We start from the raw sequence: 16,276 nt of genomic DNA on the forward strand, positions 1-16,276 counted from the left end.
TCATAAAATTAAGGTTTTTGATTTCTGGTTCAGGTAAACTAAGAATGAAACAAAAAGGAAGACAACGATCAGAATTGAAGGAATGAGGACAAGATTTTTTCCGAAAAAGGATTTTTGAACCTCATGGGATTTTCCAAAATTGATAATACTTATAGGTTCCGTCTGTTCTGCTAATTCCAACTTTTTGATTTCAATATCCCTTATTAAAAGATTCTTGTATTCAAAAAGATCAGCAATATTTACTTGTTCCTGATTGTCCAAAATTATGCGTTCACTGGAAACAGCATTGTTCCTTGACGCCAAGTTATTGGTATAATTTGTAATGATTTTATCAACCTGGTCCAACAAAAGTTCATTCTGTTCTATCCTTCCTCTAGCATTATTTCTGGATATCATAAGAACCTCATCAAAATATGTGCTGGAATTAATATATTCCATCACTTTTTTTGCAAATTGAATCCCTAACTCTTTGTTTTTGTAATAAAAGGTTATTCGATGGTTAAATGAACTTTTATTTTCCAGTTCTGCCCTAACGATATCGGCAATGGCGTCGGTATTTTCAAAACTTTGCAATAGTTCAAGATATTGCATGTCCCTATCAGAAGTGCCCTCTTCAATAACCCTATTCACGGTAATCTCCAATCCTGCAAAATCAACTTCTTCGATTCCTATTGACTCAAAAAAACTGCTATCCTTTGCATCTATATTTGCTTGTATTTCATCAATGACATCATATAGATAATTTTTACTTTCCAACTGTGGTTTTACGATAACATCGGTTTTCTGCCTTTTGGTTACTATTTGGTTCAGTCCATATCCAACCGCAAAACCTATAGCAGCTAAACCAATCAGTATAAAAATATTTCTTTTTAAATAGACAAATACCCGTAGAATAAATTTAAATAAAGAATCAAACCCTTTTCCTATAAGCTGGAATAACTGTCCCAAGTCGATTTCATCGGAACTGTTCTGATTTTTCATTGATTGATTTTCCGCCATGTTATGTGTTGAATATTTGCTTTAAAATACGATCTGTAATCAAATAGGTAGGCTTTACACCGGTCGTTCCCAATCCACCCGAAGCCAAAGTACTTCCTGTCTCCAAAGGATTGTCCGAAGCATAATAGGCATAGCGCACCTTTACATCTTCCCGTATGCTCTTTCTAATTTTCGAGGCCGATTGTATTGCTTTTTGATAATGTACTCCTTCCATTTCCAATCCTATAACGTTCCAAGTGGACTCATGAAAAAACTTCAGGATGTCCTTGTTCTGGAGCGAAGTCCCTAAAACGGTTACCATGGCCCCTTCATATACCTTCAGACCGTTTCCTTTAAAATCCTCGCTACACAATTCATTATTAAATGGATAATTGTCAGCCGTTCCTTCAAAAATATGTGCAGAAGGTATCATGATATCGCCCTTGCCCCCTTCCAAAATCCCGGCCTTACCCATGATGGAGACGGAAACCACATTCAAAAAAACTTCCTTCTCATCCATTTCATAAGGTTTAAGAAACTCATCTATGGTTTCAAAAGCCTGTTCTCCAAAGGCATAGTCCATCACAAATATAACAGGTTTTTCTTCTTCACCTGTACTTGGAAAATTATAGCAGCAGACGTTCTTATTGAACATTCCCGTATCAAATATTTGGACGTCAATATTGGTACCAGAGGAATCCGCAATGGATATCATGCCATTGGCCTCTGCAAATTCACGTACCTTCAAGCGTAGGACCTCGTTGCCCGAAGCGCTCAAGGCTTCAAAAATTTCCAGTTTGCTAGTATTGGGAAACTCCTCTTTAAGGGCGTTGGTCGCGAAGAAGGAGTTCATGACACTATGCATGTTGGCGGAAATAATATGTATCGGCCTTTCCAAGAGACCATGTTCTTCCAGGATCCCTTTAATGTGGTTGGCCCATCGTTCACCGTGGATGTGGTGTCCCAATCGCTCCCTCAGTAGGGCGCTAAAGGTTATGGAACGCTTCTCTCCCGTAATTTCCTCCTCTATGGCCAATTTTCCCAACCAATATACAATGCGCAAAAATCGTTCTGGGTCGGTTTCTGTTGTCAGTTTATTGTAAACATGCAATACTTCTCCAAAGGACCTTCCCAAAATATTGGCGGTATGTATCAGGGCAATCTCCTTTTCAGATTGTTCCAACGTTTCCTTTTTAAGAAAAGCTTCCAGTTTTGACCAATCCCTGATGGTCTTATTGGATTCCGGTATCAGGACCTTCTTGCATATTTTTTCGGACTCAATGAACAAAAAAGTTAAATGGGTAAGAATGTCGTAGATATCCGATCTGCCCCGGGTAATCTCAATATTCATCTGCTCATCGTCTATTCGGTAGCAGTTTCGCCTTCTTTTTGGGGGGATTATTGGGTCTATGTGGGATATACCATAACCTTCGTCCGAGGTGAGATTTATGAACCTACATTGTTCAATTCCTTCGGGAAGTCTTTCCAGAACGTACAGAAGTCCGTTGAGTTCCGCCTTTTCCTCCCCTAAGGAGCCATAAATTTCTGGTCGTAGGAGCAGAAGAGCATTTTTTAAGGCTTCGCCCGAAATACCCGTTGGTTTATAAAAGCCCCTGTTAAAAAGATGGCGCATAGTGATGTACATGCGCTCTATGGCATTGGTGGATTCCTGCGCCCTGGTTGTTGTGACTGTTCTGCTCATAAGAGATTTCCCGCAAAACTACAATTATTATTTGGTATTGATATCGCCGTATTTTTAGGCCATGAATTCTTTCAATTTATCGGCTACGCTTCGGTCGTTCGCCAAACGTTGTACCTTGTTCTGACCTCCTAGTTTCCCCATGGATTTCATGTATTCCTTGAATCCGTTATGTCGTATACGAGTAATTTTAAGGGGTTGTAAGACCTTACCTTCTATCAAATCAAAGTAATAGCTGTTCTGTTGCTGTAAGGATTCGTCCAGAATTCTCTTGAAGGTATTCATGTCCGAAGGTTCCTTTTCGAATTCCACGAACCATTCATGATAGGGCAGCTCTTCGTTCTCCGGAGTAATTTGGGGAGCAACCGTGAACTCGTTCATTTTGGCATCCGTAGCATTCATTGCCGTTTGCATCGCTTCCTCAACTTCCTTTGCGATAACATGTTCCCCAAAGGCCGAAATAAAATGCTTGACCCTTCCGGAAACAACGACCTTGTAGGGCTCCAATGAAACAAACCGAACGGTATCTCCAAGGTTGTATGCCCAAAGCCCTGCATTGGTGGATATAATCATTACATAATCCACATCTTTTTCAACTTGTTCTATGGTCAATCGTTGGCCCTCCTCTTTATGAAAATCATCAATCCTGATGAACTCATATAATATCCCGGAATTCAGGAGCAACAACATGCCCTTTTCCATTTGGGAGTCCTGATAGGCAAAAAAACCTTCACTGGCAGGAAACAATTCTATACTGGCCACCTTCCTGCCAATGAGCTCCTCAAACTTTTTTCTGTAGGGTTCGTAATTGACCCCGCCATAAATGAAAAGCTCAAAATTGGGAAACAGATCTCCAATATTCCGATTGGTTTTTTCCTTCAACTTCTCAAAATACATTTGTACCCAGGAAGGAATACCCGCAATTACGGTCATATCCTCGTCCTTTGTTTCTTCAACTATGGTATTTACTTTGGTCTCCCAATCCTCGATGCAGTTAGTCTCCCAGCTTGGTAATCGGTTTTTCTGAAGATAATTGGGGACATAATGTGCGGAAATCCCGGAAAGCCTGCCCAATTTGATGCCGTTCTTTTCGGTAAGCTCCGGACTTCCCTGTAAGAAAATCATTTTTCCGTCTACAAAATCGGCCCTGCCAGTTTCATGGATATAACTGAGAATGGCATTTCTGGATGCTTCTACTTGGTGCTTTATGGATTCTTTGGTGATGGGGATGTATTTAGCGCCAGAAGTGGTTCCCGAAGTCTTCGCGAAATAAATGGGTTTCCCTGGCCATAAAATGTCCGGCTCTCCATCCACCACCCTATGCACATAGGATTTTAGTTCTTCATAGTCCCTAACGGGCACCCTTTCAACAAAGTCCTGATGCGTCTGGATACCATTAAAATCATGGTCCTCCCCAAATTTTGTACCGGACCCTTTGGCCACCAACTCCTTAAAGACCCTTTGCTGGGTTTTGTGCGGATTTTGAACCCATTTTTGGGTCTTGGCCACAATTCTTTTGGCGAAAATCTTGGCGGCAAAGGCTTTTAAGGACATGATAACTAATTGAAGTCTAAAAAATTCTGTGGGTCAACAGGATTTCCGTCATCCCAAAGCTCAAAATGCAAATGTGGACCCGTGGTCAATTCACCCGTATTCCCAACAGATGCGATTACCTCACCTCCGCGCACTACCGTTCCTTGGAATTTAGCCAGCGATCCATTGTGCTTATAAACGCTCAAAAGACCATCCTGGTGTTCCAGGATTATAACATAACCCGTATCCGCCGTCCATTCCGAAAATATAACGGTGCCATTGGCCACGGCCTTTACAGGGGTATCAATGGGTGCGACAATATCCACGGCGTAATGCTTACTTTCCAAATCATATCCCATGGAGACGGTTCCTGTAACAGGAGGAAAAAGGACTAGATTTTTCCTATTGGTGTCCCGTTCAAATAGATTGTATTTGTCTTCAAGGGCAACTTCAGCCCTTAAAAGGGAATCCTCCTTAATGGGCGATAGGTCAACGGATGCGGGGTCCAGCTTAAATTGTTCGAACAAGGAATCCCTGTTGATTTCATTGTTCTCAATATCGCCCTTCAAAACCATACGGATATTATCTAAATACCTATTGGTATAATTAAGGGTTCTTACAAGGGAGTCAGTCTTATAGGTAAGCTCTGTGGCCTGTCTTTTTAGGGCGGTGGAGGAGTATCCTGGTATATATTCCCTTAAAGGGGTAAATGCAATGAGGAGGATGGTAAGGCCAATAAGGGCAATCATGAAGAGTGATGCCGTTACAAAAACGTTCAATCGGCTCAACTTGAAAGATATTTTTTCCTCAAAAGTACTTTCGTTCAGTATTACCAAACGGTACTTGTGGAGCAGCTTGCGCTTTATTTCCTTTCTTCTTTTTACTTTTTTGGCCATCTGAACAAAGATAAACTTAGAAATGTAAACTAGTACGTTAAACCTAAAAATAAGCAACGCCTAAAGTCGCTATGCAATTTCCGTAAGATTATTTGATACTGATTTCAACCTTTCATTGCTTAACGTTAATATTCTAGTTAGGTAAACTAGTTTTTACTACATTTGTTATCCATTAAAGACTTTGTATTATGACAGTAGCGAATATATTCTTGGCAATAGGCCCATGGCAGATAGCAATAGTTGTTTTGGTAGTTCTTTTGCTTTTCGGTGGTAAAAAAATTCCCGAGCTCATGCGTGGCCTTGGCAGCGGAATCAAGGAATTTAAGGATGCTTCCAAAGAGGACGAGTCCCCTGAAAAAGAAAAAAAGGAATAAACATACATTCGAATACACTGAAAGGGCGTTATCCAATTGCGGTTAACGCCCTTTTTTTGTTGGATCTTTAATCATTAAATATGTTGTTGAAACTTCTTTGGACCCACGCATTTATTTAGGCTACACGACAAAAAACACCCCTTTCACAACAAAAAATAATCCATTATTGCCTTTAAAGGTATTTTCGAAAATAAATCCGTCCAAAACTTGTTATTAGACAACTAGTTTGTGAACGATTTTCGAAAATGATTTTTAAAGCATGAAATATATTTTATCCATTTGTGTATTTCTATTTTCCCTATCTATGGGAGCACAGGACTTTCAGACAGGACTGGCATCATCCAATACCGGGGCTTCAAAAAATACTACAGATCAAAAATTCTATACGATAGACAGAACTGACGATGAGAGGTTTTTCAATGCCGCAAGGGCAAACAATATTCCTCAAAGAACCCTGACGGATATCGATGGATTCTCGAATGGCTATTATGTGATTTCAGGTGTTTTCAGCAAGGATAACAAATTGGACAAACAGGTAAAGAAACTTAATAAACAGGGATTCAATGCCGGCTATATCAAAAATCCCAAAAACAAGCTTTACTATTTATACCTAAATCATTATAGCTCCTGGCAAAAAGCGATTGCCGATTGTAAGTCGGATTTTGATGGAAAATACGACGATAATGTTTGGATACTTAACATGGTAATCGATAACTCCTTTGACAATAGCGTCATTGCCAGTGAAAAAGACCTTTTGGAAAAAAGATTGCCAGAGGGCGGTAACATCATTTACTCCGATGCTGTTAGCTCCAACGGAGCGGCGACTAAAACCGCTGCCGTATATTATACCAATCAGGATAAAATTGACGAGTATAAGGAAGCCGTTTCTGGATTGCAGGAAAGTAGTGTTGCAAGTGCCGAGACCAATACCAACCAATCCAAAACGAACACTTCTCAATTAAGGGAATCTAAGAAGGAGATTTTGGTGAGACCCCTTGAACCGGAAGACGTGACCTATGATATGATACAGGAACAGGCTACGAAATCCGATTTGGCCGTCATGGAAGAGGAATTCCAGGACAACCCCGGCTCCAAATCCATTGAATCGGACCCTAATAAAAGCATGATCATAAAAAGGGCCGATGCCTATTTCGATAAAATGTGGTATGCCGAAGCTGCCAAACTCTACGAAACGGCTCTCGAAAACAATAAAACCGAGCAATCTTACGAGGTACTTCAGAAGATTGCCGATGCCCATTATTTCAACACAAATATGGAGCAGGCCTACAAATGGTACAATACCATGTATGAGACTTATGGGGATCAAATGTCCGCCGATAATATTTTTAGGTATGCACACTCCCTAAAAGGTACGGGAAACTATGCCAGGTCCAAAAGATTGATGCGACTTTACAATAAAAAATATGAGGCCCAACTTGGCAACGCTACCGTTTCAAACAACCAAAGGGAACAAATTTTGGACCGACTATTAAATGCTGAACCAAAATTTGATATAAAGAACCTTGGCATCAATTCTGAATATAGCGACTTCTCCCCTGCATTTTTAGAGCAGGACAAGGTTGTATTCGCCTCTGCAAAGGATTCGTCCGTATTTACGACCAGACGGTATAAATGGGACAACCAACCCTATTTGGACCTCTATACCGCCAAATTGAACGAGGAAACGCAAGAACTTCGCGATGCCATAAAGTTCAGCAAGAAAATTAACACGAAATACCATGAGGCGGCAGTTACCTTTACGCCAGATAACAACACCATGTTTTTTACAAGGAACAATTATGGCAAAAAGCTGCGTAGAGACAGTAAGGGAATCAACCACTTAAAAATCTATAAATCGGTCAAGGTCGATGGTCAATGGGCCGAAGCTACCGAAGTACCTTTCAACAGCGACTCCTATTCAACAGGACACCCCGTGCTTAGTCCGGATGGCAGGAAAATGTACTTCGTTTCCGATATGCCCGGAAGCATTGGTGAAACGGATATATTCGTAGCGGACCTCTTGGAGGACGGTTCCTTCTCGGAACCTAGAAACTTAGGTCCTGGCATTAATACGGCAAAAAAGGAGATGTTCCCCTTCGTGAACGGGGAAAAACTATATTTTTCTTCAGATGGCTATGTAGGAATGGGCGGTTTGGATGTATATGAGGCGGTTTTTAACGAGGATGGTGGATTTGAGGAAGTCAAGAACTTGGGCAAACCCATCAACAGTAATAAGGACGACTTCTCGTTTATCGTAAATGAGGAAAAACAAATGGGTTATTTTGCTTCCAATAGGGACGGAGGCAAAGGATTTGACGACATCTATTCCTTTAAGACTCTAAAAATAGAGGAGGTTCCCGTGGTGAAAAATGCCATCGCCGGAGTAGTGACAGAACTCGTAACCGGCGATGTTATGCCTAGGGCGTTGGTAGAATTACTGGACGAGAACAATATGAAACTGAAGGAGGTTGAGGCCGGCGAGGATGGGAGTTTTATGTTCGAGGATTTGGATGCCAACACCAAATACACCCTCAAGACCACGCGCAATTCCTATTTTTATGATGAAAGGGAAGTTGCCACGGCGGATAACGACACCATAAATGTCGATATCCAAATGAGAAAACTTAAGGAAATGATTGCCGTTGAGGACGGTATTCGAAAACTTAAGACGGAAATGATCCATTTCGATTTTGACAAATCTTACATACGCCCCGATGCCGCCAAAGAACTGGACAAGCTTGTTATCGTGATGAACGAGTATCCCCAAATGGTCATCAAGATAGAATCACATACCGACTCAAGGGGTAGCGATGCATACAACAAGTACCTCTCGGATAGAAGGGCCAAATCCACGCGGGAATATATCATATCCAAAGGTATTGCTCCGGAAAGAATCCAAAGTGCCATAGGGTACGGCGAGGAAAGACTGTTGAACGAATGTAACGGCAGTGTCCGTTGTACGGAAGAAAGGCACTACTTGAACCGTAGATCTGAATTCATCATTGTAGATTTGTAAAATCCATTTACATAAAGAATAAAAAAGGCAGAAACCTAAGGGTTTCTGCCTTTTTTAATTTGTCGAAGCGTATTGCTACCTCAAACGAATACATTTCAATTGAACGATAATACAGGTATTTCATAGATTTTTTAAAATATCCCTTTTTGTTTGCAGACTTTTTTATCCCTTAGTCTGATCTTTTTAGAAATATGCCTACGGTTTTAGAACTTTAGCTCTGTAACTTAAAAAACTATGATTATGGGGAATCTTTTACTTATCAAGGAAATTTATATTGAAGCCTTTAGAAACTGGAAAAGTTATATTCTGGAACACTATTTTAAGGTGTTTTCTTGGGCATGTTTTATACTAATTGCATTGGCGTTATATGCATTGATATTTAGAATATCTACAGGTTTTTCGTTTAGTAATCTTTAAGTGAGAATAAATATTTAAGCAAAAAAGGGCCCGCAAAATGTGGGCCCTTTTTTATGCATCAAGAAAGTATTCTACTCATTGAATTTTACGGTCTTTAAAATCGCCTCCAGCTCGAACATATAATCTCGTTTTTCGGTCGCCGGGGCAAAGGTAAAGCCTTCCAATACCAGTTTTCTGTTGTTTGGCTTGTCGTTTATGATATAGGTCAGGAACGGGCCTGCCATAGGATATGCGGACATTTCCCACCTCCCCCTAACCTCTGCGGCTTTCCTTCCGGCGACTTCCGCGGGAAAAACATAGGGTGAAAACGCCTTTTCCGTAATCATATGATTGTTTTTTCCGGGGATATCCTCCCCCGGAATAAACAGGTTTCCAATGGAATCGCGCATGCGTACAATGTCCTGGACAAAGGTCGAGTCGTTTGAAAATGTATCCCAGGGAACGCTGTAGGCAATAATGTTCATGTTCCCTTTTTGAATTTGCCTATCGATCCATACAAAATTCTCCTCTTCCCTTCCAACTTTATAAACGGAGGGTACATTCAAATTGATGCCCAACTTTTCCTGCAAGGCCTTTTCCTTGCTTAAGGACTTCAAAAATTTCTTTTGTGCTTCCGCTATTTCTAACGCTTTATAATCGGTTATAAATTCGGGGGCCTTTTCATTTAAATTATCAATGATCTCTTGGTGGTTTCTTCCTTTGACCACACCAATCAACTGCGGTTTGGCATACATGTTACTCTTCATGTGGGCAAGGTCCAGGGAGTCTTCCATGACATATAAAACGGACCTTGTGTTCCGTACAGAACCCGAGAATATCTGATGGGGTATTTGTGTGATGCTGAATTGGGCTTCGTCCCAAGATAAGCCCAATGCGGGAGCGGCAAAATGTCTTCTGATATTGTCCCCTACCTCACTTTTCCAAAGATCGTTATTGATTACGACCGTAAGGGTATTATAGGCACCAATGGATTCCGGTAAATAATCCTGTTGCTTATTCTCCTTGCAGGAAGCAAAGATCAAGATGGTCAATAAAAATAGTGTTCTGATTTTCTTCATTTTACATATCTAATTTACGATGAACAATCGCACAGTTTCAATTTTGTGCCCGGTTTTAGATTATTACCACTAATACCGTTCCATTCTCGTAAATTTTCGATACTAACTCCAGGATATTTTTTGGAAATCGTCCATAGGGAATCCCCACTGCGAACTTCGTGTACTTTTATGTTGCTCGATATTGAACCTTTTGAAGGGGTGTTCTTTGGTTTTACAGCGGCAACGGGCTGTTTTTTGGGAAAAATGGTCAATCGCTGGCCAATCCTAAGATTATTGCTCCTTAAGCCGTTCCATCTTTTTATTTGGCTCACACCAACGCCATAACGCTCCGCGATCTTACCAAGATAATCACCACTCCGTACCCTATAGACCACTTCTCCCTCCTCGGCCTGCTTTACAAGCTCCTGCAATGGACTTTCCTTGCTGTTAAGCTCCTTTTCCACATGGGCATAAATAGCCTCCTCATTGGCCACAAACTTGCCCATATGGCTTCTGGGCAAACGAAGGGTGTAGTTCTTTCCTTCCACATAAGGAATGGCATTCAATTTATAGGACGGATTTAAAATCTTTAGTTCTTCTTTGTCAATACCTACCAACTCAGCTATCTGGTCGAACGTAATGAGGCTTTTTACGTGTACTGTGTCGGTCTCAAAATACGGCCTGTCCACCTTTTGCCCCTTTAGACCATGCTCTTCCGCATATTCAAAAATATACATGGTGGCCAAGAATGCCGGCACATAGCCCGCTGTCTCCCTGGGCAAATAGCTTCGAATGTTCCAATAATTCTTATATCCGCCAGATCTTCTTATGGCCTTGTTGACATTCCCTGGTCCCGAATTATAGGCGGCGAGCGCCAAATCCCAATCCTGAAAAATTTCATAAAGTTTGGACAAATATTGACAAGCTGCCTTAGTAGATTTAATAGGGTCACTGCGTTCGTCTACATAACTTGTTACGTCCAAATTGTACATTTTTCCCGTTCCGTACATAAATTGCCATAAACCCGTGGCACCCACCCTGGACCTTGCTTTTGGGTTCAAGGCAGATTCAACAATGGACAAATACTTCATTTCTAAAGGAATATTGTGATTGTCCATTTCTTGCTCGAATAAGGGAAAGTAAAACTGGCTCGTGGTCAACATTCGCTGCATAAGCCCTCTTCTTCTTGTCAAAAATGATTTGATTACATTTTCAAGGGAGGGATTGTAAGCAACATTAAAAGGGGTTTTTTGGTTTAATTTTTCCAACCTGAGTTTTAATGTATCCGTATTCAAATCCAGCACATAGGTCGAATCCGGCTCCAAAGTCGTTACGTCTTCATAGATAGCCTCAAACAGCGGAGCATTGGCAATAAGTTCCTTCATCCAAAGACTATCGTACTTTGCAGCCTGGGATTGGTCCTTGAGGTCATACCTCTGGGTTTGGTCTGACTTCACCAAGATAAAGTCATTATCCGGGATGGAATCCACCGCCGAAAGGTCTATAACCTGTTCCGCCTGTAACGTGGCGGAATCATTTTCAATCTGGTTTGTGACAATTGCCTTCTTGTTTTGAAGGTTTACGGAATCTTTTTGCTGTGCCGATAAAAACATCGGAAACGCAAAAAAACCAACAAGAAAAAAACTACGGATGTGCAACTTGTTCATAGAGCGAAAATTTTCTTAGCGGGACTAACGAAAATCGTACATTTTTCCTTTAGAATAAAATTTTCTTTCTTAAAATGTAGATTAACCCGTTAAACTCCGTTAATCGATAACGCCCTGTCTACTCGTTTATTGCAGCGATTCCTGGCAATGTCCTTCCTTCCAGGCTTTCCAACATGGCCCCTCCTCCCGTGGAAACGTAGCTTACCTTTTCCTCAAAGCCAAATTGCTTGACTGCGGCAACGGAATCGCCCCCTCCCACAAGTGAATATGCACCATTTCGGGTAGCCTCATCAATGAAATTTCCAACAGCTATGGTTCCCTTGGCAAAGGCATCCATTTCAAAAACACCTACGGGACCGTTCCAAAGAATCGTTTTAGCGCCCAAAATCACTTTTTTGAAGTTTTCCAGCGTTTTGGGACCGGCATCCAAACCTTGCCAACCATTGGGTATGTTGTCTACATCCAGAACCTTGGTTTTCGCGTTTGGACTGAAATCATCCGCAGCGATTACGTCTACAGGCAAATGCACGTTTACGCCCTTTTCCTTCGCCTGCTTTAGGATATCCATGGCCAGGTCCATTTTATCGTCCTCGCAAATGGAATCGCCAACGCTGCCTCCTTGTGCCTTAACAAAGGTATAGGTCATACCCCCACCTATGATAAGGTCATCCACCTTATCCAATATATTCTCAATGATCGTAATTTTGGACGAAACCTTGGCCCCTCCCAAAATCGCCAATACTGGCTTTTCACCCGTCTGCATTACTTTTTCGATGGCGTCGATTTCCTTGGCCAATAAGTACCCAAAACATTTTGCCCCTGGAAAGAACTTGGCAACAATCGTTGTTGAGGCGTGTGCCCTGTGGGCAGTACCAAAGGCATCGTTTATGTAGACATCCCCCAATTTTGAAAGTTTTTCCGCAAAAGCCTCGTCACCCTTCTCCTCTTCACTGTAATACCTGAGGTTCTCCAACAACAGCACCTCTCCGCTTTTTAGTTCTTGGGCGGCCTTTTCCGCTTTTTCCCCAATACAGTCTTCCACAAACTTGACCGAAACACCAATTACTTCGGAAACCTTGGCACAAATATGCTTCAAGGACAGATCCGGATTTCTTTTGCCATCGGGCCGACCAAGATGGCTCATAAGAATCGCGCTGCCTCCATCTTCCAATACCTTAATGATGGTTGGCTTGGCCGCTTCGATCCTGTTGGCATCCGTTACTTCAAACTTTTCGTTCAAGGGTACATTAAAGTCAACCCTGATCAAGGCCTTTTTATTCTCAAAATTGTGGTCGTCTAATACTTTCATGGAATGGTACTTTAAAATGAAAGGCAAATGTAACCATTAATAGGTCTTGTTAAAACCTTCCCCAAGAAATTATGGCTATTCTTTCCTGCTCCAAAAACAACTATATTTGGAGCCATGCTATTCAAGGACGTTTTAGGGCTCCCCCATATAAAGAACCATCTCACATCCAGTGCCGATGCGGGAAGGATTCCCCATGCGCAATTGTTCGTAGGCCCCGAGGGGTCCGGCACCTTGCCCATGGCTTTGGCCTATGCCCAATATTTGATATGTGGCAACCAAAATGGCGAAAATGAGGGCGGCAACGCCGCCTGCAATCTAAAGTTCAGTTCCTTTGCCCACCCAGATGTACATTTCGTCTATCCCGTTGCCAATACGGAGCAGGCTAAAAAACATGCTGTAAGTGACAATTTTAGCAAGGAGTGGCGGGAGTTTTTGATCGAGCAACCCTATGGAAACCTATTTGATTGGTACAGATTGATCGATATTGAAAAAAAGCAAGGCCAGATCGGGGTGGACGAGGCCAAGGAAATCGTAAAAAAGCTATCCCTCAAATCCTATGAAGGCGGTTTTAAGGTCATGATCGTTTGGATGGCCGAAAAATTGAACACCGCCGCATCGAACAAACTTTTGAAGTTGGTAGAGGAACCATCGGAAAAAACGGTCTTTCTGTTACTTTGCCAAGATGAGGAGCAAATTCTACAGACCATACGTTCCAGATGCCAGATTTTGCATTTTCCACCTTTGGCAGAGGACGTTATCGCCGATGCGCTTCTCAAAAAAGGGGCATCCCAACAAGAGGCGATGCAAATCGCCCACGAAGCCAATGGAAACTTCAACAAGGCACTTGACCTTTTGAACAAGGACTCGGAAGATCTGGTGTTCGAAAAGTGGTTCGTGCAATGGGTGCGCAGTGCCTTTAAAGCGAAAGGAAACAAAGCCGCAATACACGAATTACTATTATGGAGCGATGAATTGGCGAAAACCGGAAGGGAGACCCAAAAAAAGTTCCTACACTATTGCATTATGGTAATGCGCCAGGCGCTGCTCTTGAATTACGGGGTGCACGAACTGGCCTATATGAAGATTCATGCCGATGGCTTCCAGTTGGAAAAATTCGCGCCCTTTGTGCATGAAAACAATATCCTGGAAATAACCAAAGAACTGGAAGATGCCATATTTCACGTGGAAAGAAATGGCAATGCGAAGATTATATTTACGGACCTATCCATTCGCCTTACAAGGCTACTTCATAAAAAACCGACTAAAATACCTACTTGATGGAAACGATACAGGAATACGCTTCTGAGCTCATTTTGCTTCTTTTTTTGGCCTTGACCTTTTTACAAAGCGGGGCCGATAAAATATTCGATTGGAAGGGCAATATAGGATGGTTAAAAGGTCACTTTTTAAAAACGCCGTTCAGGAATTCCGTTCCTTTACTAGTGGGGATTATCCTAGCGCTGGAACTAATTACGGGGATTGCCTCATTAATGGGCATTTATGGAATCCTAAGTTCCCAAAATACATCCATGGCTTTTTGGGGGGCTCTTTTGGGCTGTATCACCCTTTTGATGCTGCTGTTAGGGCAAAGGGTAGCAAAGGACTATGACGGTGCCAGGACGATAGTGATATATCTCATGCCCACCGTTTTTCTGTTGTTTCTGCTCCAGAACTAAAAAAAACCTCCCAAGAATAGGAGGTTTTAGAGGCATCGAGCGGATTCGAACCGCTGTACAAGCTTTTGCAGAGCTCTGCCTAGCCACTCGGCCACGATGCCCTTTTTAAAATGATTGCAAATTTAGTAAAAAATAATCCTTTTGTTTTAAAGGAAACGAAGTTTGTTTGAAATAATAGATCCATGGCCGCTCTATCATGGATCTATCAGAATTTATTCAGCTTTTGAGGCATCGAATGGATTCGAACCACTATAAAACCCTTGCAGGAGTTTCGCCTTCCCGTTCGGCCACAATGCCATTATCCTATTTTCCTCTCATGAGCGATAATTCTACCAGCACCTTTTGCACATCGCCGTTTATGGGCGGGTTTACCTTGGCAACTGAAATTCTCGATTTTTTGACCATTGGGAGTTCCTTAAAAATACGGTCCCCTATTCTTTTGGCCACATGTTCCAGAAGTTTGGAGGGAATGCCCATTTCCTCCACCACTATACGGTTTATATGAACGTAATCCACGGTGTCCTTCAGTGCATCGGATACGATGGCTTTGGAAAGGTCTGCCTTGACCTCAACATTTACCAAATAATCACTTCCGATTTTTGTTTCTTCCGAAAGACATCCATGGTATGAATACACTCTAATGTTATCTACCCTAATAATCCCCATGATCCAATTATTGATTAGATCACAAACTTAAAACAAAGATGGGTAAATCAATAGGTACACCTGCAATTGCTGATACCTTGGAATAGATCCACACCTATGGTAACGACATGAGTACCTGTACTATAGCCCAAAATCTCGTTCAAGATTATCTGATAGGAGTATCCAAAATAAAAGTTGCTTTTCTTTAACCCTAGTATCGGGGCTATATAGAGCGGGTTTCCTATCTGGTCGTTCAAGAACCTGTATGTAACCCCTGCGTAGTAGTAATCCTCAAAATCGTACCATCTGAACTTTACGTTCAAATCCGTTTCGGACCTGCCATCACTTTCAAAAATCTTGAACAACATAGAGGGCTCAATTTCCAAATTACTTGTCCTACTTTTGGTATATCTGTAGCCTGTATACACATAATAGTTTCTCAATTCATTGGGCTCGTCTATATCAAAGGTAAGGTCTCTTGGATCCTTGTCCAATAGGTTGGAGGCATTCGCCGCAAAGTAAAACTTGTCATATCGATACAAAACGCCCACATCAAAATTGTGGTTAGTCGTTTGCCTGTTGTTTACGATTCCATTATCGGGAAAGTCGATAAGATTGAACTGATCAATGTCGATATTGAACTGGTTAAAATTGTAGGAAAGGCCAAAGGATAAAAACTCGTCCTCATACCTATCCAAAGTTAGGTGATGGGCAAAAGAAACCCTGGCGCCCCTTTGTTTGGTATATCCGTTTGAATCGTTATATAGAAACACGCCCACCCCGGATTTTTCCCCAATCCGCATATCAGCGGCCAAGGATTGTGTCCTGGGAGCATCCTTTATGCCTACCCATTGTGCCAAACCATTGAGCCGTATCTTAACATGGTCTCCAATCCCTGCATAGGTGGGGGCCAATACAAACGGGTTATCCGCCAGATACTGGGAGAGCTGTGGGGAATTAAGTTCTTGACCTCTTACGAAGAAGGCGCTTGTGATAAGTGCTAAGGTCAATAATCTCTTAAACATAGTA

Annotated in this window: 14 protein-coding genes and 2 tRNA genes; 5 read left to right on the forward strand and 11 right to left on the reverse strand. The window is 41.8% G+C overall.

Annotation, left to right across the window (positions count from 1 at the left end; genetic code table 11):
* The 4 genes from F0361_RS06520 to F0361_RS06535 are packed head-to-tail and all read right to left on the reverse strand — an operon-like array spanning position 1 to position 5,106.
* The gene (locus tag F0361_RS06520; protein ID WP_246160820.1) at positions 1-981 is read right to left on the reverse strand and encodes a hypothetical protein; all 981 of its coding nucleotides are present in this window, start codon (positions 979-981) and stop codon (positions 1-3) included.
* Between the two features lie 19 nt (positions 982-1,000).
* Positions 1,001-2,680, reverse strand: a complete 1,680-nt coding sequence (locus tag F0361_RS06525; protein WP_154917719.1) for a DUF6909 family protein — start codon at positions 2,678-2,680, stop codon at positions 1,001-1,003.
* 54 nt (positions 2,681-2,734) lie between these two features.
* Positions 2,735-4,231, reverse strand: coding sequence for a GH3 auxin-responsive promoter family protein (locus F0361_RS06530; RefSeq protein WP_154917720.1), 1,497 nt, complete (start codon positions 4,229-4,231; stop codon positions 2,735-2,737).
* Positions 4,232-4,236: 5 nt separating this feature from the next.
* Positions 4,237-5,106 carry a M23 family metallopeptidase gene (locus tag F0361_RS06535; RefSeq protein WP_154917721.1) on the reverse strand — a complete coding sequence of 290 codons (870 nt, stop codon included), beginning with the start codon at positions 5,104-5,106 and terminating at the stop codon, positions 4,237-4,239.
* A gap of 188 nt (positions 5,107-5,294) precedes the next feature.
* Here F0361_RS06535 and tatA point away from each other — a divergent pair, with 188 nt between their 5' ends.
* The 3 genes from tatA to F0361_RS18940 all read left to right on the forward strand — a co-directional run bounded on the left by tatA (position 5,295) and on the right by F0361_RS18940 (position 8,913).
* Positions 5,295-5,480, forward strand: coding sequence for a twin-arginine translocase TatA/TatE family subunit (tatA, locus tag F0361_RS06540; protein WP_138256644.1), 186 nt, complete (start codon positions 5,295-5,297; stop codon positions 5,478-5,480).
* A gap of 259 nt (positions 5,481-5,739) precedes the next feature.
* A complete protein-coding gene (locus F0361_RS06545) occupies positions 5,740-8,496 on the forward strand; it encodes an OmpA family protein (RefSeq protein ID WP_246160821.1) in 2,757 nt (918 codons plus the stop codon).
* A gap of 240 nt (positions 8,497-8,736) precedes the next feature.
* Complete coding sequence (locus F0361_RS18940) at positions 8,737-8,913, forward strand: DUF6747 family protein (protein WP_162850204.1); 177 nt, start codon at positions 8,737-8,739, stop codon at positions 8,911-8,913.
* Positions 8,914-8,984: 71 nt separating this feature from the next.
* Here the strand turns inward: F0361_RS18940 and F0361_RS06550 are convergent, their stop codons facing one another.
* The 3 genes from F0361_RS06550 to F0361_RS06560 all read right to left on the reverse strand — a co-directional run bounded on the left by F0361_RS06550 (position 8,985) and on the right by F0361_RS06560 (position 12,926).
* On the reverse strand, positions 8,985-9,971 hold the full coding sequence (locus tag F0361_RS06550; protein WP_138256645.1) for a DUF4837 family protein: 987 nt from the start codon (positions 9,969-9,971) through the stop codon (positions 8,985-8,987).
* Positions 9,972-9,985: 14 nt separating this feature from the next.
* On the reverse strand, positions 9,986-11,617 hold the full coding sequence (locus F0361_RS06555; RefSeq protein WP_246160822.1) for a LysM peptidoglycan-binding domain-containing protein: 1,632 nt from the start codon (positions 11,615-11,617) through the stop codon (positions 9,986-9,988).
* Between the two features lie 118 nt (positions 11,618-11,735).
* The gene (locus tag F0361_RS06560) at positions 11,736-12,926 is read right to left on the reverse strand and encodes a phosphoglycerate kinase (RefSeq protein ID WP_154917722.1); all 1,191 of its coding nucleotides are present in this window, start codon (positions 12,924-12,926) and stop codon (positions 11,736-11,738) included.
* A gap of 114 nt (positions 12,927-13,040) precedes the next feature.
* Here F0361_RS06560 and F0361_RS06565 point away from each other — a divergent pair, with 114 nt between their 5' ends.
* Together F0361_RS06565 and F0361_RS06570 are read left to right on the forward strand one after the other, a co-directional pair.
* A complete protein-coding gene (locus tag F0361_RS06565) occupies positions 13,041-14,204 on the forward strand; it encodes a DNA polymerase III subunit (RefSeq protein WP_154917723.1) in 1,164 nt (387 codons plus the stop codon).
* Positions 14,204-14,602, forward strand: a complete 399-nt coding sequence (locus tag F0361_RS06570) for a DoxX family protein (protein ID WP_154917724.1) — start codon at positions 14,204-14,206, stop codon at positions 14,600-14,602. Before F0361_RS06565 ends, F0361_RS06570 begins: the two co-directional genes overlap by 1 nt.
* Before the next feature lie 30 nt (positions 14,603-14,632).
* Here F0361_RS06570 and F0361_RS06575 read toward each other — a convergent pair.
* The 4 genes from F0361_RS06575 to F0361_RS06590 all read right to left on the reverse strand — a co-directional run bounded on the left by F0361_RS06575 (position 14,633) and on the right by F0361_RS06590 (position 16,272).
* A tRNA-Cys gene (locus F0361_RS06575) sits at positions 14,633-14,703 on the reverse strand.
* Positions 14,704-14,828: 125 nt separating this feature from the next.
* Positions 14,829-14,899: transfer RNA gene (locus tag F0361_RS06580), tRNA-Cys, on the reverse strand.
* A 6-nt stretch (positions 14,900-14,905) separates the two neighbouring features.
* Complete coding sequence (folB, locus tag F0361_RS06585) at positions 14,906-15,268, reverse strand: dihydroneopterin aldolase (RefSeq protein WP_154917725.1); 363 nt, start codon at positions 15,266-15,268, stop codon at positions 14,906-14,908.
* 47 nt (positions 15,269-15,315) lie between these two features.
* Positions 15,316-16,272: a PorP/SprF family type IX secretion system membrane protein gene (locus tag F0361_RS06590; protein WP_154917726.1), complete on the reverse strand. Its 957-nt coding sequence runs from the start codon at positions 16,270-16,272 to the stop codon at positions 15,316-15,318.
* Between the last annotated feature and the right edge of the window lie 4 nt (positions 16,273-16,276).

The sequence above is a fragment of the Maribacter flavus genome (assembly GCF_008386635.1).
Classification (GTDB): domain Bacteria; phylum Bacteroidota; class Bacteroidia; order Flavobacteriales; family Flavobacteriaceae; genus Maribacter; species Maribacter flavus.